Annotated in this window: 17 protein-coding genes; 11 read left to right on the top strand and 6 right to left on the bottom strand. The window is 47.6% G+C overall.

The window, feature by feature from the left end:
- Positions 1-17 precede the first annotated feature (17 nt).
- The 6 genes from FE296_RS12985 to FE296_RS12960 all read left to right on the top strand — a co-directional run bounded on the left by FE296_RS12985 (position 18) and on the right by FE296_RS12960 (position 8914).
- Positions 18-1613, top strand: a complete 1596-nt coding sequence (locus FE296_RS12985; RefSeq protein ID WP_124116781.1) for an extracellular solute-binding protein — start codon at positions 18-20, stop codon at positions 1611-1613.
- A gap of 39 nt (positions 1614-1652) precedes the next feature.
- Positions 1653-2621 carry a LacI family DNA-binding transcriptional regulator gene (locus FE296_RS12980; protein WP_190945198.1) on the top strand — a complete coding sequence of 323 codons (969 nt, stop codon included), beginning with the start codon at positions 1653-1655 and terminating at the stop codon, positions 2619-2621.
- A gap of 71 nt (positions 2622-2692) precedes the next feature.
- Positions 2693-3805 carry a glycoside hydrolase family 88/105 protein gene (locus FE296_RS12975; RefSeq protein ID WP_150365157.1) on the top strand — a complete coding sequence of 371 codons (1113 nt, stop codon included), beginning with the start codon at positions 2693-2695 and terminating at the stop codon, positions 3803-3805.
- The gene (locus FE296_RS12970; RefSeq protein ID WP_150365156.1) at positions 3802-4857 is read left to right on the top strand and encodes a pectinesterase family protein; all 1056 of its coding nucleotides are present in this window, start codon (positions 3802-3804) and stop codon (positions 4855-4857) included. The genes FE296_RS12975 and FE296_RS12970 overlap by 4 nt, the downstream gene beginning before the upstream one ends.
- Positions 4858-5242: 385 nt before the next feature.
- The gene (locus tag FE296_RS12965; protein ID WP_150365155.1) at positions 5243-6814 is read left to right on the top strand and encodes a chitinase; all 1572 of its coding nucleotides are present in this window, start codon (positions 5243-5245) and stop codon (positions 6812-6814) included.
- Entirely contained in the window at positions 6815-8914 is a 2100-nt protein-coding gene (locus FE296_RS12960; RefSeq protein WP_150365154.1) for a glycosyl hydrolase family 18 protein, read from the top strand.
- A 154-nt stretch (positions 8915-9068) separates the two neighbouring features.
- Here FE296_RS12960 and FE296_RS12955 read toward each other — a convergent pair whose 3' ends face one another.
- The gene (locus FE296_RS12955) at positions 9069-9926 is read right to left on the bottom strand and encodes an aldo/keto reductase (RefSeq protein WP_150365153.1); all 858 of its coding nucleotides are present in this window, start codon (positions 9924-9926) and stop codon (positions 9069-9071) included.
- 192 nt (positions 9927-10118) lie between these two features.
- Positions 10119-11333, bottom strand: a complete 1215-nt coding sequence (locus tag FE296_RS12950) for an MFS transporter (RefSeq protein ID WP_150365152.1) — start codon at positions 11331-11333, stop codon at positions 10119-10121.
- Between the two features lie 164 nt (positions 11334-11497).
- Here FE296_RS12950 and FE296_RS12945 point away from each other — a divergent pair, with 164 nt between their 5' ends.
- From FE296_RS12945 to FE296_RS12935, 3 genes are all read left to right on the top strand, one after another.
- Positions 11498-11887 (top strand): winged helix-turn-helix transcriptional regulator, encoded by a 390-nt coding sequence (locus tag FE296_RS12945; protein ID WP_124116773.1) that lies wholly within the window; start codon positions 11498-11500, stop codon positions 11885-11887.
- Positions 11888-11889: 2 nt separating this feature from the next.
- A complete protein-coding gene (locus FE296_RS12940) occupies positions 11890-12567 on the top strand; it encodes a TIGR00266 family protein (RefSeq protein ID WP_017691614.1) in 678 nt (225 codons plus the stop codon).
- A 134-nt stretch (positions 12568-12701) separates the two neighbouring features.
- Positions 12702-13163 carry a MarR family winged helix-turn-helix transcriptional regulator gene (locus tag FE296_RS12935; protein WP_124116772.1) on the top strand — a complete coding sequence of 154 codons (462 nt, stop codon included), beginning with the start codon at positions 12702-12704 and terminating at the stop codon, positions 13161-13163.
- 141 nt (positions 13164-13304) lie between these two features.
- Here the strand turns inward: FE296_RS12935 and FE296_RS12930 are convergent, their stop codons facing one another.
- Entirely contained in the window at positions 13305-14279 is a 975-nt protein-coding gene (locus FE296_RS12930) for an aldo/keto reductase (RefSeq protein WP_150365229.1), read from the bottom strand.
- Positions 14280-14391: 112 nt separating this feature from the next.
- Here FE296_RS12930 and FE296_RS12925 point away from each other — a divergent pair, with 112 nt between their 5' ends.
- Together FE296_RS12925 and FE296_RS12920 are read left to right on the top strand one after the other, a co-directional pair.
- Positions 14392-15435, top strand: coding sequence for an LCP family protein (locus FE296_RS12925; RefSeq protein WP_406881449.1), 1044 nt, complete (start codon positions 14392-14394; stop codon positions 15433-15435).
- 264 nt (positions 15436-15699) lie between these two features.
- Complete coding sequence (locus tag FE296_RS12920) at positions 15700-18288, top strand: DUF2339 domain-containing protein (RefSeq protein WP_150365151.1); 2589 nt, start codon at positions 15700-15702, stop codon at positions 18286-18288.
- 132 nt (positions 18289-18420) lie between these two features.
- Here FE296_RS12920 and FE296_RS12915 read toward each other — a convergent pair whose 3' ends face one another.
- The 3 genes from FE296_RS12915 to FE296_RS33335 form a co-directional block, all read right to left on the bottom strand.
- Positions 18421-18747, bottom strand: a complete 327-nt coding sequence (locus tag FE296_RS12915; protein WP_150365150.1) for a hypothetical protein — start codon at positions 18745-18747, stop codon at positions 18421-18423.
- A 63-nt stretch (positions 18748-18810) separates the two neighbouring features.
- The gene (locus FE296_RS12910) at positions 18811-19296 is read right to left on the bottom strand and encodes an SMI1/KNR4 family protein (RefSeq protein WP_150365149.1); all 486 of its coding nucleotides are present in this window, start codon (positions 19294-19296) and stop codon (positions 18811-18813) included.
- Positions 19297-19673: 377 nt separating this feature from the next.
- Positions 19674-20042 (bottom strand): hypothetical protein, encoded by a 369-nt coding sequence (locus FE296_RS33335; protein WP_223868863.1) that lies wholly within the window; start codon positions 20040-20042, stop codon positions 19674-19676.
- Between the last annotated feature and the right edge of the window lie 260 nt (positions 20043-20302).

Genomic DNA, 20302 nt, shown 5'->3' with positions numbered 1-20302 from the left:
CCAAGGAGGAATGATGGATGAGATTTAAAGGGGCAGGAAGAAAAAGTGTGATCGCAGCGATACTGGCAATCAGCATGGCGGGATGTAGCGGCGGAACAGGGGCGGGAACCGATGCGGGGAGCACCCCGTCCAGTTCGGAGCCAGCCTTCAATTATACCGGAGCAGGGCCGGTGACGGATCAATCGGATGCCAAGTTGTCTATTCTCGGCACCAACGCTTGGACGACCAATGTAGACTTGTCCACCGCAGCCATCGTTAAGAAAATTGAGAGTAACGCTGGTGTGACGGTGGATTGGGATCTGATTCCGCCGCAGAACTATGCGGATGCCGTAAATCCGAGACTGGCTGCCGGTACCGGCTTGCCCGATATCGTGTACCTGCCGGATCAGGATCAACTGATGAAGTACATCAACAGCGGTCTATTCATTCCGATTAATGATCTGGTGGAGAAATACGGCGTGAATCTCAAAAAAATATATGAAAAGTCGCCTTCGGTCAAAGCCAGTTTAACCACGCCAGATGGTAAAATGTATTATGTCCCGCAGCAGACGCTAACCCGCAACTACATGCCGGTATTTATGGTCAATGTGCGCTGGCTTGATAAGCTTGGATTAAGCGAGCCGACCACGTTGGATGAGTTTACGGCGATGCTGCGCAAGTTTAAGACAGACGACCCGAACGGCAACGGAAAAGCCGATGAGATTCCGCTGTCCATGGAAGCGAAATTTGTGTCCATGGCCTTTGGCCCGGCATTTGGACTTGATCTGTCCAATCAATTCTATGCAGACGATCAGGGCAAGGTGCATTTCAGCTATTATGAGCCGGCATACAAGGAATACCTGACCTATTTAAATGGACTGTACAAGGAAGGTCTGCTTGGGGTGGATTATGCGAGTACCACGAGTGATCAGGTCACGTCGCGTATCTCTCAGGATGTGACGGGAGCAACGTTTAATTTTAGCTGGTATATGTCGATGGTCTACAGTCCGTTGTTCAAGGATTACAATCCGGAAGAGCCAATCATCAAAGGCATTTTACCACTGAAAGGACCGCATGGGGATCAGTTCTATGTAGGACGTACACCAGTGAGTGGCATCTTTGGCATCACACGCGATAGCAAAAATCCGGAACTTGCTTTCCGTTTCCTGGACTATGCCGTAAGTGAAGAGGCACAGACGTATTATACGTGGGGCATCAAGGATGACACGTATACGGAAGAGAACGGCGTAAAGACATTTACGGACAAGGGCAAGGACAATGAATACATTCAGAAGCTCGGCATCGGTCCGGTGAATCTGCCGAACATTCAATCGACCGATTCTGCCGATTCCGTCGTGGCCCCTTGGCATGCGAAGATGGATAAGGAACTGGAGCCGTATGTCCGTGAACCGTTCCCGTTTGTCTATGCCCTGCCGGATGAAGCGAGCGTGGAGAGCATGGCGATGCCTGACATCACCACATATGTGGAAGAGATGAACTTCAAGTTTATTAGCGGTGATGCCAGTCTGGATCAGTTTGACAGTTATATTGAGACGTTGAAGAAGATGAATATAGAGCAGGTTATTGCGGGCAGACAGGCACAATATGATCGTTATAAGGCTGCACAGAAATAGGAAATAGGGTTTCAGGCGTATGAGAGGTGTTGATTGATTTTGATAACCATTAAAGACATTGCCAAACTGGCGGGGGTGAGCTATAGCACGGTATCCAAGGCGCTGAATGATGATCCCCGAATCAAACCGGCTACGAAGCAGAAGGTGCTTGCGGTCGCGGAGAAACATCAATATCGGAAAAATATGCTGGCCCGGCAGCTCTCCACCGGCAGAAGCAATATCATCGGCTTTGTGCTGGATGAACTGAGCAATCCGTTATTCTCGAACATCTCCGGCCGTCTGCACACCGAGCTGAAGAAGCGGGGATATCAGATGATCCTGGTTGTAGCGGATGATGGTGTGGATGTCTTCAGCCAGCTGCGTGTGGACGGATGTATTCTGTGGGACTATGCACTGGACAATCGGGAGATGTTCTGGAAAAAGTTCGCGACTCTCAACATGCCATGTTTTGTGCTGGGTACAGATGAAGCGCCGAACTCTCCTTATATCAAGATTGACCGCAAAGAAGGACTGTTCAAAGCAGTAGAGCATCTGAAATCGCTGGGGCACAGCCGAATCGGGTTCATCGGCAACTCGCAGAATATTAAACTGGAGGGATACCGGGAAGCGTTGCAGCGTACGGGTCTGGCTTTTAATGAAGACCATGTGCTGCCAGCGTATTCCTCCTGGGAAGACGGATATTTTGCCATACGTAATCATGCGTTTGGGCCGGAGTCCCCGACAGCTTTTATTGGGCTGAACAACCTGGTCACCCGAGGTGCACTTCGGGCTTTGCTTGAGGCAGGTTACAGCGTCCCACGCGATATCTCGTTAATCGGGTATGATGATCTGCCGGATATGCAGTATGCCGAAGTAGCCTTGACGACAATTGGCCCGTCTCTGGATGAACTGGCTGTGCAGGCAGCAGAGCTGATTGTATCGTTGATGCGTGATGAACAGGTCGACGTTCCGGTAGTCATCCAGCCCAAGTTGAACCTTCGCAATTCAACGGCAATGTGCCGACAATAAGCAAGAGTGAAGCGGTTATCCGTTAGTCATACATGTATTAGGTAAGTACAACATTCAAGGAGGAATTGCTTATGCAGGTACAGACGCAGTTATCCTGGTCTGAGCGAATTGCAGCAACGATCATCCAGCAATGTGACGGGGACGGTTATCATGCGTTCCCTTCGGGACGATGGGCATACGTGGAAGGCATGACATTAATGGCGATGGCACGAACCGGGCAGCATTATGGCAAACAAGAGTATGTTGATTTTATGAAAAAACATATGGACCTGTATATCCAGCCGGATGGCTCTATTGGCACCTATACTTTGGAAGAATATAATCTGGATCAGATTAATCAGGGGAAAAACCTGTTTGCATTACTGGATGGTGCTGAAGATCGGCGTTACGCAGAAGCGGCTCATCTCCTGGCAGCACAGCTCGCAGGGCAACCCCGCACGTCGGAGGGCGGTTTCTGGCACAAAAAAATCTATCCATTCCAGATGTGGCTGGACGGCCTGTATATGTCGTCTCCCTTTCTGTCCGAGTATGCAAAGACATTTCATCATCCCGAGTTATGGGATGAAGTAGCACATCAGATTCTGCTGATCGAACGCCAGACCCGTGATCCGCGGACCGGACTGCTCTATCATGGCTGGGATGAATCGAAGGAACAGGTCTGGGCAGATTCATCGACAGGGTGTTCGCCACACTTCTGGAGCCGGGCGATGGGCTGGTATGCCATGGCGATTGTAGACAGCGTGGAGCATTTTCCCGTGAATCATCCAAAGCGCGGAACCATCATCGGTATCTTCGAACGGATGTGTCATGCTTTGGTACGCGTGCAGGAGCAGGAGAGCGGGTTATGGTTTCAGGTGCTGGATCAGGGCTTCCGCAAAGGCAACTATCTGGAAGCATCCGGGTCAAGCATGTTTGTATATGCACTTGCGAAGGGTGTACGGCTGAGATATCTGGAGCCGCATTTCAGAGCTGCGGCGGAGAAGGGATGGCAGGGACTGTCCTCCAGATTGGTGGAGGAGACAGCTGACGGCGTTCGGTTAAACGGGATCTGTCATGGCGCAGGACTAAGCCTGGATCGGGATGGCTCGTACAACTACTATGTAAGCGAAGCGGTTGTAAGCGATTCCTTTATGGGTGTGGCTCCGCTTCTGCTGGCAGCGCTGGAAATGGAGCGATTGCCATGACGCAGCAGAGATTGCCGACTACAGCAATGGAATCATCAGCTCCCTGTTTGACTGTTGCTTCAGACGGGACGGGGGATTATGTGACGATCCAGGCTGCAGTTGATGCGCTGCCGGAGAATGGTATCGGAAACGCCCCGATTCGCGTGAAGGCTGGTGTGTATCATGAGAAGCTGCATATGGAGAAGCCGGGCATCCATCTGATTGGTGACGGGGCGGAGCAGACAATCATTACGTATGATGATTATGCACTCAAGAAGTTCCCGGACGGGTCGCCATATCATACGTTTCATTCCTATACGGCTTTCATTGGTGCTGATGATTTCACGGCAGAGGGGATTTCCTTCGTAAATGCTGCCGGGCCGGGCAAGCAGGTTGGTCAGGCGCTGGCCGTTTATGTGGATGGAGACCGGGCGGCCTTTCGCCGCTGTCGTTTGATCGGTCACCAGGACACGATTTTCACCGGCCCGCTGCCGGAGCAGCCCATGGATCGCAGTTACTTTGGCGGGCCACGCGATGGTGCCGAGCGGCGTAAGCTGCGGCAGTATTTCGAGGACTGTTACATTGAAGGTGATATCGATTTTATTTTTGGCTCGGCTACGGTGGTATTTAAGGGCTGCGAGATCTTTACGAAGAATCGTCTGACTGAAGCGGAGGCTGCGGATGGACAAGTGAACGGTTGGATTACCGCAGCCTCTACGCCGGAGGATGTGCGTTACGGCTATGTGTTTCTGGACTGTGATCTGACCAGCAATGCTCCGCCGCAGTCGGTGTATCTGGGCAGACCGTGGCGTCATCATGCCAAAGTCTGTTTTCTGAACTGCTGGATCGGCGCTCATGTGAAGCGGGAGGGATGGCACAACTGGAACAAGACAGATGCAGAGCAGACCGTTCAGTATGCGGAATACAACAGCGCCGGGCCTGGTGCCGGATGTGCTTCTGATCGTGTGCCTTGGGCCAAAATACTGACCGAACAGGAAGCGGCCGAGTACACTGTACCTCTGATTCTGTCCGGCGTGGATTCATGGCAGCCTTTTGAAGGGAGAGGGGAGTAGCGGCAGTAAGATATGCGCTCTTCTCTGCGCAATATATAACGCAGGTTTTCGTTCAAGTCTCCTAAGGACTTGAACGAAAACCTTTTTTGTGCGCTATATTACATTTTTCGCCCCCAATAGAACTATTTTATCCCTTATCTCTTTTGCGTTTTACTGATTAAATACAGGGTGAGGATCTGTAAATTCCCTGTAAAATTTGGATGGTACCTGCCAAAAAAGAACATGAGAGGGAAGGTCCATTTTGGTAAGGGAAGGGAGTGAAGTGACAAGCAACATCAGATGGCTGAACGAGGCTGGCTCTAATCGATCACAGATCAGATGCAGGTGGACTATTAAAGCTTTTGTTTGCAAGGTGAACGTATCCTTAGTACAGGAGGGATTTTGCTTGAATCAAGCTGTTCGATTCCGCCCGGTCATTACATTTGCTTTGACATTTCTTCTACTTATTTCGTGGTTTGCACCGAGAGCCGATGCCGCCGCCCAGTGGCAGGCAGGCACTGCATACAAGAAAGGAGACCTCGTAACATATCAAAATAAAGATTATGAGTGTATTCAGGCCCACACGGCGTTGACCGGATGGGAGCCCTCTGTTGTGCCCGCGTTGTGGAAATACGTCGGGGAAGGTTCGGGAGGGGAAACGCCAACGCCAGATACGGCACCACCTTCTGTTCCTGCGGGTCTGACTTCATCCTCCATCACGAACACCTCCGTGAGTCTTTCCTGGAATGCATCCACGGATAATGTGGGCGTAGCGGGGTATGAAGTGTACCGGAACGGCGTTCTTGTGACAAGTACTTCAACTACAACAGCTGTAGTCACGGGACTGACAGCCAGCACGACTTATGCTTTTACGGTAAAAGCCAAAGATGCCGCAGGCAATATATCCGCTGCGAGCACCTCCCTCAGTGTAACAACTTCCAACGGTTCTTCCAATCCTGGGCCAACCGGCAGCAAATGGCTGATCGGCTACTGGCACAACTTCGATAATGGTTCAACGAATATCAGACTTCGTAACGTATCAACAGCCTATGACGTCATTAATGTCTCCTTTGCCGAACCGATTTCACATGGCAGCGGAACACTTGCTTTTACTCCATACAATGCAACGGTAGCCGAATTCAAATCCGATATTGCCTATCTGCAAAGCCAGGGGAAAAAAGTACTGCTTTCCATGGGGGGAGCCAACGGTACCATTGAGCTCACCGACGCGACCAAGAGACAGCAGTTCGAAGATTCGTTAAAATCAATCATTTCCACGTATGGTTTCAATGGTCTAGATATCGATCTGGAAGGAAGCTCCCTGTCTCTGAATGCAGGGGATACCGATTTCCGTAGTCCAACTACACCGAAAATTGTTAACCTCATCCAAGGCGTGAAAGCGGTTAAGTCACACTTCGGCGCCAATTTCATCCTGACGGCTGCGCCGGAGACGGCCTATGTACAGGGTGGATATCTGAGCTACGGCGGCCCTTGGGGAGCTTACCTGCCAGTCATCCATGCCTTGCGTAATGACCTGACCCTGCTTCATGTGCAGCACTATAACACGGGCTCCATGGTGGGGCTGGATGGACGCTCTTACGCGCAAGGAACAGCTGATTTCCATGTGGCCATGGCGGAGATGCTGCTTCAAGGCTTTCATGTAGGCGGCAGCTCAGGCCCGTTCTTTAGTGCCCTGCGACCGGACCAGATTGCGATCGGCGTACCGGCCTCCCAACAGGCTGCCGGGGGCGGGTATACCACGCCAGCCGAACTGCAGAAGGCGTTGAATTATTTGATCAAAGGTGTGTCGTACGGCGGTTCCTATACTTTGCGCCAGCCTGCGGGCTATGCGGGGATAAAAGGGATTATGACCTGGTCAATCAACTGGGACGCATATACAAATAACCAGTTTTCGAGCGCACATCGTCCGTTCCTGAACGGGCTGGGTACGCAAACGACAAAGGAGGTTGTGTATTAGATGATACCTTTCAATAGACACACTGCTTTCAAGAAGACTGCAACGTTTTTACTGGGTCTATCCCTGCTCTTATCCATCATTGTTCCTTCTTTTGTGCTTCAACCCGCTACGGCGTCAGCTGCAGATTCTTATAAAATTGTTGGTTACTACCCGTCCTGGGCTGCGTATGGGAGAAACTATAATGTAACGGATATCGACCCAACCAAAGTCACGCATATCAACTATGCTTTTGCCGATATTTGCTGGAATGGTGTTCATGGAAATCCGGACCCTTCGGGCCCTAACCCGGTGACCTGGACGTGTCAGAATGAGAAGAGCCAGACAATCAATGTACCGAATGGCACGATCGTGCTTGGCGATCCATGGATTGATACCGGCAAGACATTTGCAGGGGATACGTGGGATCAGCCCATTGCAGGCAATATCAATCAGCTTAACAAGCTGAAACAGATCAATCCTAGCCTGAAGACAATCATCTCCGTGGGAGGATGGACATGGTCCAACCGCTTCTCCGATGTAGCTGCGACTGCTGCAACGCGAGAGGTATTTGCAAACTCTGCTGTCGACTTCCTGCGCAAATACAATTTTGACGGGGTGGATCTGGATTGGGAGTACCCGGTATCAGGCGGGCTGGATGGTAACAGCAAACGTCCTGAGGATAAGCAAAATTACACACTGCTTCTGAGCAAAATCCGTGAGAAGCTGGATGCTGCCGGAGCTGTGGACGGCAAGAAGTATCTGCTTACGATTGCAAGCGGAGCGTCGACGACCTATGCTGCAAATACTGAGCTTGCCAATATAGCTTCCATCGTTGATTGGATTAACATTATGACATACGATTTTAACGGGGCCTGGCAAAAAGTCAGCGCACATAATGCGCCGTTGAACTATGACCCTGCGGCATCAGCTGCTGGGGTGCCGGATGCCAATACATTTAATGTGGCTGCCGGAGCACAAGGGCATTTGAATGCTGGCGTACCAGCCGCCAAACTTGTGCTTGGTGTTCCATTCTACGGCCGCGGCTGGGATGGATGCGCACAGACGGGAAATGGCCAGTATCAAACCTGCGCGGGAGGTTCTTCCGTTGGAACTTGGGAAGCAGGCTCCTTTGATTTCTACGATCTGGAGACTAATTACATTAACAAAAACGGGTATACGCGTTACTGGAATGACACAGCCAAGGTGCCATATCTCTATAATGCGACCAACAAGCGTTTTATTAGCTATGACGATGCGGAGTCTATTGGATATAAAACCGCTTATATCAAGAGCAAAGGACTTGGCGGAGCGATGTTCTGGGAACTTAGCGGTGACCGGAACAAAACACTCCAAAATAAACTGAAAGCAGATCTGCCTACCGGAGGTACAGTGCCTCCAGCAGATACGACGGCGCCAAGCGTACCCGGTAATGCCCGTTCGACAGGCGTGACGGCAAACTCGGTGACACTGGCTTGGAATGCTTCAACGGATAATGTAGGGGTTACCGGTTATAACGTCTATCATGGCAGTAATCTTGCAACATCCGTCACAGGAACAACAGCAACGATCAGTGGACTTCCCGCAGGTACTTCTTATACTTTCACGATCAAAGCAAAAGATGCGGCAGGCAATCTGTCTGCAGCCAGTAATGTTGTAACCGTGAGCACTACGACTCAACCGGGAGGTGATACGCAAGCGCCAACTGCACCGACGAACCTGGCATCAACGGCGCAAACAACATCCAGCATAACGCTGAGCTGGGCGGCATCCACGGATAACGTGGGTGTAACGGGTTATGATGTGTACAATGGAGCGGCTCTGGCGACATCCGTGACCGGAACGACAGCAACGATCAGCGGGCTTGCAGCGGATACCTCGTATACATTTACGGTAAAAGCAAAGGATGCGGCGGGTAATGGTTCTGCTGCGAGCAATGAAGTGACCGTGAAAACAACAGCAGGAACGACAAATCCGGGCGTTTCCGCCTGGCAGGCGAATACAGCCTATACTGTAGGACAGCTGGTCACCTATAGCGGAAAGACGTATAAATGTTTGCAGTCCCACACTTCCTTGTCTGGGTGGGAACCATCCAATGTCCCTGCATTGTGGCAGGTTCAATAGTTAAAAAATGGATTACCACATTTTGAATTGAAACGTGCAGTTTTAGCAGGTCTTGGCTACAGGGAAGAGAATATAACGAAAAACCACCGGCTCCTGGTCCGGTGGTTTTTCGTTATGTTATGTCAAACAAAGCAGTCTCCAAAAAGGTTATTCATTAGAAATCGAAGTTGTCCGGATCAGGTCCAACGCGTACATCTTCGTTCAGAGCACTGATCTGATCCATCTCTTCATTTGAAAGTTCAAAGTCGAAGATGGAGGAGTTCTCAATAATCCGGTTTTCCTTGGTGGACTTCGGAATGGTAATGACTCCATTTTGCAGATCCCAACGCAGGATGACTTGTGCAACCGATTTGCCTTTGGCTGAAGCAATCGCCGTGAGCACTGGGTTGTCCAACAGCTGACCTTGCATCAGAGGCGACCAAGCTTCAAGCTGGATACCATTCTTTTCACAGAAATCCTTAAGCTCAACCTGAGTCAGGCGAGGGTGGTATTCCACTTGATTGATCATCGGTTTCACTTTGGCATCCTGCATCAGGTCTTCGAGATGATGAATCTGGAAGTTACTCACACCAATGGCCTTAATACGGCCGGCTGCGTACAGTTCCTCGATTGCTTTCCAGGCTGCTTTGTATTTGCCGGCCTTAGGCCAGTGAATGAGATACAGGTCCAGGTATTCCAGTCCCAGTTTGTTCAATGTTGTATCAAAAGCAGCAAGTGTCTCTTCATATCCGAGGTCTGCATTCCATACTTTAGATGTAACAAACAGTTCTTCGCGTTTCAGGTTGTTTTCTTGCAAAGCTTCTGCAATCGCTTGGCCCACACCGGCTTCATTGCCGTATATTGCAGCAGTATCAATGCTGCGGTATCCATGTTTAATCGCATTTTTCACGGCTTCAATCAGTTCAGATCCTTCTTCTACCTTAAATACGCCAAGTCCGAACCAAGGCATAGAAACACCGTTATGCAGAGTTACTGTGGATTGTAAATGTTGTGCAGTTTGAGCTGTTGTCATGAGATTTCCTCCTTAAATTGTGTAAAAATCAGTCATATTAAGCTGAATTTTTGTTGTTTTATCATACAAAATTAAATCATAGTAGATCAAATTGGGTTCAACGTATATAGTATAATAAAATACAATTGAAACCGGTTCCCCTCGAAGGCTGGAACTGATATATAAGAGTTAGACCCTTGGTGGGAATGGAAATTAGAATGAAGCTTTCTCCATGTTGACGGACCCATGTTGATCCTTGCTTTCCAGCATTTTAGCCCACGCGGTCAGGATCACAGCTACGAGAACCATCAAGGCTCCGACCCATGTCGTGTGAATCAAACCAATGGAGTCATTAATCACTCCACCCAAATAGGCACCTATGGCAATGCCTGCATTAAATGCGGCGATATTAAAGGCTGAGGCTACATCCTTGGCCTGTGGTGCATATCGTTCAGCCAAAGTTACAACGTACATCTGAAGACCAGGCACATTCATGAAGGCAAGTAGTCCCATACCCATAATGGTGAGCAGTGCTGCCAACTTAAACGGAACGGTGAAGTACATCACACCGAGAATGATGGTCTGAATGATGAACATGTAGAAGAGCGCCTTGAGTGGGTTGCGATTGGCTGCTCTGCCGCCGATGATGTTGCCAACAGCGATGGCTATTCCGTACAACAACAGAATGAACGCTACTGTTTTCTCAGAATAACCGCTAATATCATGCAACAACGGGGACAGATACGTAAACACAACAAATGTCCCTCCGTACCCAACGGCAGTGATGGCAAAAGCAAGCAGCAAGCGTCCACCTGTAACCAGCTTCAGCTGATCTCGAAATGCTGTCCGTGTTCCTCGCTTCAACGTGGATGGCACGAGTATCAGGTTCCCGATCATTGCAACGATGCCAACCACAACAATCAGGATAAAGGCAGCGCGCCAGCCCCAATGTTGACCAATGAGTGTACCGAGAGGTACACCGGTTACTGTGGCAATGGTAAGACCGGAGAACATGATGGCAATAGCACTCGCCCTACGGTTGGCAGGCACCAGATCGGCTGCAATCGTGGAGCCAATGGACATGAACACCCCGTGTGCCAGAGCGGATACTACTCGTGCAATGAGTAACATGGTGATGCCTGTCGATAGTGCAGCCATCGTGTTACCCGCAATGAATACAATCATGATGGCAAGCAATAGCGTTTTACGTGATATGGTAGACGTCAGTGAAGTCAGAACAGGAGCCCCAAAGGTAACGCCTAATGCATATAAAGTAACGGTCAGTCCCGCTGTAGTTACGGAAATGCCCAGGTCATCTGCAATAAGGGGCAGTAGCCCAACGCTGATAAACTCTGTGGTACCGATTGCGAATGCACTAATGGCCAGTGCTAGCAGTGCCCACGTGCTGCGTTTTGAATCTTGTAACATTTCTTGCTCAACTCCCCCGAATGTAGATTTACGTACCGGCAAATGCTATTATGAGTTATTCGGTATAGATTGAATAGTACGTACTTTTTAGTACCCTACGTACTTTTTGGTGCCTATACAGCATGCAACGGATGTAATCCAATTCATCAGGGAGGAAGCAAGTTATGGTAAGAAAAAAATATAACATCTCGGTTGAAGCGACCTTAGAAGTGATCGGTGGCAAGTGGAAATGCGTCATTCTCTGTCATCTGACACATGGGAAAAGACGAACCAGTGATCTCAAGCGTATTATGCCCGCAATTACACAGAAAATGTTAACACAGCAACTGAGAGAGCTTGAAAACGACGGAATCGTAAACCGAATCGTATATAATCAGGTCCCTCCCAAAGTAGAATACGAATTGAGTGATTACGGGAGAAGTCTTGAACCGATTCTCAATGCGCTCTGTAATTGGGGAGATCAACATATTGTGAAGGAATACGGAGACAAATCAGCAGTTCTGGAAGATAATGGACTCAATGATTTTAACTCTGACAATAGGGAGTTGGTGTAACCGTGAACTATGAGATTTTATATGATGGTGCTTTTGCGATGCTCAAGGTACATTTGCAGCGGGGAGAGCGGTTCAAGGCCGAGAGTGGTGCGATGGTATCCATGACTCCTACGGTTGAACTAAAGGGTTCAGCAGAAGGTGGGATGTTTGCCGGGTTCGGTAGGATGCTGAGCGGGGAGAAGTTTTTCTTTCAGGAACTGACGGCTGCGGGCGGGTCGGCAGAGATTCTGCTCTCACCTTCCAGTATGGGCGATGTAGAAGCTGTTGAATTGGACGGTTCCTATTCACTCTATGTGCAGAAAGACGGATTTCTGGCAGGAACCGAGGGCATTCAGGTGAATACCAAAATGCAAAACCTGAAAAAAGGTCTCTTTTCGGGAGAAGGTTTCTTCATTATTGAGATCAGCGGACGTGGAACCGTATTTCTGTCTTCCTATGGTGCCATCCATGCGATTAATCTGGCAGCAGGTGAAGAAATGATCGTGGATAACGCCCATTTGGTGGCATGGCCTCATTATGTAGATTACCGTATTGAGAAAGCTTCACAGGGTTGGTTATCCAGTGTTACAAGTGGAGAAGGACTGGTATGTCGGTTCCGGGGAGAAGGAACCATTCTTATACAGAGCCGCAATCCGCAAGGATTCGGACAATGGGTGAAGCAGTTTATCCCTGCGCGCTAATTATTTTTTTGAGAAAGAACACACAGAGTTGCAACGGATATGTTTCCATCATCGTTATATGAATAATGGATTTACTTCATTGACTGACGGGTACATATTCTGTTGCATAAGGTCGCACATCATGGAGGTATGAGATGACAAGCTCACGGTATAAAAATGCACAAGAAAGCCCGGGATATCTGTTATGGCAAGTTACAGCCATGTGGCAAAAGGAAGTACGCAGGGTGCTGGAGCCCCTCGAACTGACACAACCTCAATTTGTATTATTGCACGCCTGTTTATGGCTCAATGAACACGATGAGGAAGGCAAGGGAGTTACTCAGGTTCAAATTGCTCAGTTTGCCAAGGTGGATGTTAACGTGACTTCTCAGGTTCTACGTGCGCTTGAAAAAAGGGGATTAATTACCCGCGCTCGTCATCAGACAGATACGCGTGCCAATATTATCACAACAACGGAAGAGGGAACCCGATTGGCTGTGGAGGGAATTCATCTGGTTGAGGAATCGGACAAGGCTTTTTTTGAAACTTTGGATGATCGTAAGGAAGAGTATATGCAGATCATGCAGGAGTTTCTTCGCCAAAAAACAGAGGGCTAATCCATAATAAGATTTTTTTATTTTATTAAACTACAGATTGTAGTGGAATTGGAAATTTTCTGATTATTAATAATTATAGCACCTCTGTAAAATACAATAGACCTCCTGACTTCATCTTGTCGGGAGGTCTATTTCGGTTACTCAATCGATTCGATAGGACGCAAACGGCTCGCGGCGACGGAAAGAGTCACTGATCTGATCCAGATCGGCCAACAGCTCATCGGGCAGTGACATGTCCAGACTAGCCAGATTATGCTCCAGCTGTTCGGTGCCTGTAGCGCCAACAATGACTGTGGATACAGCCGGACGTGTCAGTAGCCAAGCGAGAGACAGCACACTTGGGGAACACCCGTATGAAGCAGCTTTGGCACTCACTTGTTCACTCAGTTGGAGATTATGCTCCAGCAGAAAACGATTGAAGGACGGGTCGGTGTCTGCTCTGGAGCCAGAAGGTACGCTGGCCTGTCCGTTATATTTACCCGTCAGAATACCGCCTGCGAGCGGGAAATACGGGATAATGCCTACACCCTGATCCAGACACATCGGTACCAATTCCAGTTCAGGCGTACGGTCTGCCAGGGAGTAGCTGGTTTGGGTGGAGATGTAGCGCACATAATCTTTCTGTTCACTGATGCCTAAAGCTTTCATCAGCTCCCAGGCTGCGTAGTTGGAGGCTCCGATGTAACGGACTTTGCCGGAAGTGACCATATCATCCAATGTACGGAGTGTCTCATCCAGCGGTGTATGCGGATCAAAGGTATGGATCTGGTACAGATCCACATAATCCGTTTGCAGACGCCGCAGGCTATGATCCAGCTCTTGTTGCAGATGGTAGCGGGAGGAACCGCGCCCATGGGGACCATCATGCCGGGGTAATCCGGCCTTGGTAGCAAGCACCGCGTTTTCCCGACGACCTGTGAGAGCCTGTCCAATGATGCGTTCTGATTCCGTACCTGCGTAGATATTGGCGGTATCGATAAAGTTGATGCCCTGATCCATCGCTGCATGAATAATGCGGGTAGAAGCTGCTTCATCCGCGCGTTTGCCAAACGCATTGGTGCCGAGCCCCAGTGCCGACACACGCAAACCACTATTGCCCAAACGTCGATATTCCATCATTCATCGCTCCTTCTCTATTCATTTATGTAATGCAGATTATAACGTAATCTATTGAAAACGTGTTATTAATATAGTTAAATGATTCTAAGAACCCGTTATTAAAGGAGATATGATGGAAAACAGTGCTGCACATTTAACAAGACGGAAGCCGAAGAAAACGAAGAAGAAATGGAAGAAACCGTTGATTATCACCCTTAGTGTGCTGCTAGTGCTCGGAGGACTCGGATTTATCTATCAAAAGCAACTCGTTGTGTTTGCCTTTAATATGTTCGCCTCAGGTACGGTGAAGGAAGCCTTGGATGATTCCTTTGTACCAGCTGGCGATAAGGATGCCCCTGTCGTGGAACATACGGACCCGTTCTCATTGTTGCTGCTGGGTATTGACCAACGGGATAACGAACCAAGCCGTTCGGATACCATCATCTATTCCGTCGTGCGTCCAGAAGACAATAAAGTGCTGCTGCTGTCCATTCCACGTGATTCCTATACCGAGATTGTCGGCCGGGATGTGAAGTCAAAGATCAATTCAGCATATGCCCATGGTGAAGCCAAGATGGCGATGGATACGGTGGAGAATTTGCTCGGGAACAAAGTGGATTTCTATGCCGCAATTAACTTCAACGGGCTCAAGGACATTGTTGATGCGGTGGGCGGTGTTGAACTGCCGATCAAGAAAAACATCGAGAACAAATCAAAAGCGCATGAGAAACTGTTCGTTGAAGCCAACAAACCGATCTATAGCGGTGAAGAAGCGCTTGGTTATGTGCGTTACCGGGAAGATTCCGATTTCAATCGGACGATGCGCCACCGGATTTTCTTAAGTGCCTTCATGAATCGTGCGCTGGAGGTCAAAAATCTGACCAAGATCCCGGATGTCATCCAGATTGCCGGATCGAATTTTACAACCAACATGACCTCGGACTTCATCGTTAAGTTTGCCGAGTCCTTATATATGAAAGACAGTGCACCTACGATCAGCAACTATATGCTGAAGGGGGAAGGTGCAATGCGCAGTGGCGTATGGTTCTATGATCTGTCGGAGGACGATCTGCAATATGTGCGTGGCATGATCGCCAGTTGGCTGGACCCGGATGCGACCGAGATTATTGAACCCGAGTCAGCCGAACAATCGGAGACGAGTGACGCGGCCTGAACCTCGATTCTTGTGATGGAGAAGTTATGCAATCCGCCAACACCGAGAATGGATCAGAGCGTGTGCCAGATTTACCTGTAATGCCAAGGTGTATGTATATGAATATAAGTCGGGAGTAGCGTATGCTTTCCGGCTTTTTTTTTGCGTTTGAGATCCTTTGGATGAAATATTGCACGGATATATCTAATGTTTAAACCTCTTTTTATGGCATACATATAGTAAAATATAGGGAAAAAATTAAACATCAACCAACGGAGGAAGCTCATGAAGGATTTTAAGGATCGGCTTCACCAGGTTCAGGAGCAGCAGAAACAGCTGGCCAAGGAGTATCAAGCCTTGCTCCAGGAATACCAGTCCGATGACCTGATCGTTCAGAATGAACAGTTACAGGAACAGTATGAAGCCCACAAGCTCAAGTTGCGCCAGCTTGAACTTCGCTCGCGCAAGATGGAAGAAGAGAATGCACGTCTTCGCATGGCGTTATCTGAGCAGATGCTGGATGAGAAGCTCAATCTGATCCGGGTATCTCGGGAGAAGATGGAGACCTATTTTCAAGGGAAAACAGCAGTACATAATGATCGAATTGCGTTCCATGAACATCGAACGAAGTCCAACCTGAACGCGCTGTACAACCAGGCGGCACAGGAGTTGCAAGAGGATTCCCACGAGGTGAAGGAGAGAATTGCATCCCTTGCGGCAGAGGTGAATGAGCGCATTGAATCGCACAGACGAGCCGTACGGGAGAGAGAAGAGGCTCTGCGTGGGCACATGGCACGTGGATATGAGCAGATGGCGGAAGAAGGGTTGAGCGAAGAGACGATTCAACGGCGGATCAAGCAGAATCGCATGGAGATGAAGATTGGACTCAGCTGGATCAACAAAGTAGCCATCCTGCTCCTCATTCTGGGGGTTGGAGCAGCGTTCCGATACTCGTACTCGACCTGGTTTAATGACGAGATGAAGAGCGGAGCCTTTTTCCTGCTTGGTGCTCTGATGCTTGCTGGAGGAGAGTGGCTGTTCCGCCGTAAAAAGCAGACGTTTGCGATGGGCCTGCTTGGCGGTGGGATCTCCGTCTTGTTCGGCTCCATCTTCTATAGTTACTTTTTGCTGCATATTATCGGGTTATATACGGGACTTGCCCTGTCTGTATTGGTTTCGGCAATCTCCGTATTGTTGTCCCTAAGGTATCAGTCGAAGACCATCTGTTCACTGGGTCTGGTAGGTGGATATCTTCCGCTATTCTCCTACATGTTCTCGTTTGGGCTTGAGGGCACTGCTGTCTATGTAGCCATGATCTATCTGCTGCTCTTAAACGGCATTATTGTGTTCATTTCGTTTGGCAAACGATGGCCGGTAGTGCACTATATCAGTTTCCTGTTTAACACACCATCCATGCTTATCCTCTTGTGGCTGTCGCCAAGTGAGAAGATTGGCATGTTGTATTCCATTGTGACGTTTGCATTATATCTGGGCATTACACTGGCATATCCGTTCAAACACCGAATGAAGTTAACCTGGTGGGATTTTGCTCTGCTGGCCATGAATACGAGTATCAGCTGTCTGATGTTATATGTGTTATTCGATGTGGCGAATTGGAATGATGCTCAGGGCTTGTTGGCATTAATCTTCTGCCTGGTATATCTTGGTCTCGCACGATTCGTTCAGCGCAATATGGCTCAGGAGAAACAGACCATTCTGCTCTTCTATATCACTTCCCTGACCTTTGCCATTCTGATTATTCCGTTCCAGTTCGGGGCCAAGTGGTTATCGATGGGCTGGTTAATTGAAGGTGTTCTGCTGGTTACGCTTGGACATCTGAAGCGGTTCAAGTCGGTGGAACGGGCCGGATGGGGTATTGTGCTACTATGTCTAATCACTTTCGTGTACTATGACCTGCTGGCGCTATTCTTCATCGGGGAACGTTCTTACTTTATGTTAAAATATTCCATCATCACGCTGGGGACCCTGCTGATTACACTGTATTATGCCTGGGCAGTTCACAGCAGCTCATCTGCCAGGGAGAGATTCAACTACAGCCCGCTGGAGCTGGGCTTACTGAACGGATTCAAGTATGTGACACTCGCCAATCTGTGGTTATACGTGCTGTATGAATCGAATGAATTGTATACCAGAGCTGTGGATGGGACGTTCCTGTTATACATGTTCTACAAGATGCTCATGTTTGCAGCGCTGACCATTGCATTGGCCTATGGATTGAGCAAAGTGAAGTTGTTGCGTGATCAATACGTACAGATGTATACCACTTTCCTGCATGCCATTGGTTGCTGTATTGCACTGGCTGTCACCTTAACCATGCCAGCGCTTCAGCCGGAAGTTCAGCAGCATACAGCGGCAGAGATTGTTGGTTTGCTGGTGCTAATTATCTTTAACGTAGGGGTATTCTTTGCAGGAAGGGATCTGCTGATTGCAGGCATCCGCGGGCAGTTCAAGAGCATTGAATGGTACCCGGTTATCGCAGGGGTATATCTGCTAGGTGTCATCACCGTATTCCTGACGATCCAGTTCCAGTGGGGTGATGTGGGGCTGATGTTCAGCCTGATCTATCTGCTGCTGGCGATTCTCTATATTGCCTATGGATTCCGTAGAAAATATGTCATGATTCGGCGTTTGGGCCTTGGCCTAACGTTGTTCGCCACCGGTAAAATGGTGTTCTACGATGTGGGTATGCTTACCTCGGGCAGCAAAATCTTTGCCTACTTCAGCTTTGGTGTGTTGCTGCTTGGCATCTCTTACCTGTATCAGAAGGTGTCGAGTCGGATGGAGGAAATACAGTCCAGAGAGACAGTGAAGCTTGACGATGAGCCGACTGTGCCGAAAGAGGAACAAGATTGATATAATAATTATACTTCCAGCCCATGATGTGTTGGGGAGGTTTGGACTGCGTTATTGCTGGTGTATGTTTTCAATTGAACTAAATGGAAGGCCTCTGGGAGTGTTTCAAATCCAGAGGCCTTCCACAATTCTTTACTTCGTGTTCTTAATCTCTTCGACGACTTGAAAGCCGTTTGCTTTTCCATTAAGATACCCTTGCTCATAGTAGTCTATCCCGTCAGGGGTTATAGTTACTGCAATTGTCTCCGGATCATTCTTTACGGGCTGTGCAACGATATATCCTCTGTCTAGCAGATATGAGATGGCCCTGTACTTTTCTATGTTTTCCTTTTGGTAGAATCTATTTATCGGTAAAAGCATCGCGGGATTTTCAGTAAACCAAGCTGAATATATTTGCTCCGTAATATCGTACCTTTCTTGTATCCTCTCCTTAATTTGAATCTCTCTTTCATCGAGCATACTCACACCTCCGTTAAAGGGGACGCCTTTAATAGCAGCCTAACTGAAGAAAATTTCTTTTTATTATTCAAAGCTACGTTCTGTCTTCCAATACCAGAACTTCTCACCCTGAGAGATTAGAAAGCGATCTAACCATGTTTTAAAATTACAGTGAAATCGGCGTGCGTGTTCCACAGGATTTAAACTCTCACAAAGCAGCAAGTAATCTTGATCCTGAGAGCGCCAACGTTCTAAATCGATTAAAATTCGATCATCAAGAATATTGGCGACCACAATCTTATTATCTGATGCTTCATTGTAATGTATAACATCTTGGGCTGAATATAAGAGGCTCTCCCCGCCATATTCAGGGTCTTCAAACAAGGACGCTCCATTACATAATTGTAAAAAGCTTATGTAATCTGGAGGTAATTCCGAAAACTCTTTAATTTTATCTTCAGATGCACCTGGTTTGAATTTATTCATAACAGTCATTTTCCCAGTAGGAGCAAGTATTTCAATTCGACCATTATTTTGGTCCGACCATTCCTTATATACTTTAATTAACATTTACATAGCCTCCTCAAAAGAACTGGAGCTGTCCAAGGCCCTTTCTGGTTTGAAAATTATATTCACAGGAATTTTCAGAATCAATTATAGGGAACCTCTCCTGGATATTAGCATGAAACTAATTACATAACCTTAATTCATTTTATCCGAGATTTTCTTAAGCTCAAAGATAGTTGCCTCTGATAACAAGATAAGCCTCTCGTTATTAACAACAAAAAAACTTAAACTTACAGGTATACTAATTTTTGTAGAAGGGTTACTTACACCTATTACTTTTACGACATCATTTTTATTTAAGTTTGGAATATCTAATTTATATAATCTATAAAAAGAATCTGAATTATTGCATGTCGCTGTAAACTCATATAATGGGTTTCTTAGTTCAGTCTGATATTTACTGTAGTTTTTTTTTTAATTCCTTTTGATGAAAATAAGTCTTTTTTGATGATTATTTCATCACCAATAAATTTTTGACCTGTTGGATATTCTGAGGCATCATTATATGAATTTGCAAATCCTAAAAGCTTCTCAACGTTCCAAGTTCCATAGAAATATTTTTCAGTTTCACTGTCTAAACTTTTACTTTCTAAATTACAATATTCGTCAGCATTTTGTTCCGGATGTGTTGTTACTTGTTTACTGGGAGAATCACCCGCTCCTTGCGAAACTGTTTCAGGCTTATCTGATCCACATCCTGAAAGCAAAACGACACTCAACACCATCAATACACCAAGCTCTTTTTTCAACCGTAAGATCTCCTTTCGTAGACCTAGCAGAAATTATATCAGAGCACATGAAACCATGAATGACATAGAATTAACATTATTTATAATTTAAGTTAAATTTATGTTGTATAAAGAATAAAATGTACCCTCTAAGATAGGGAATCTCCCCGTCCTTTTTAGATACCTCGACGCCTGCGGTATTCGTTTTTACGTATTATATGTTATTCTGTCAGATCGATTTAAAACTATTTTCATATCATTCAGTGACAACTTTATACGTG

The organism is Paenibacillus sp. UASWS1643 (assembly GCF_008693195.1).
In the GTDB taxonomy this organism is placed as follows: Bacteria; Bacillota; Bacilli; order Paenibacillales; family Paenibacillaceae; genus Paenibacillus; species Paenibacillus amylolyticus_B.
This window is presented reverse-complemented; position numbering and strand designations above follow the sequence as displayed.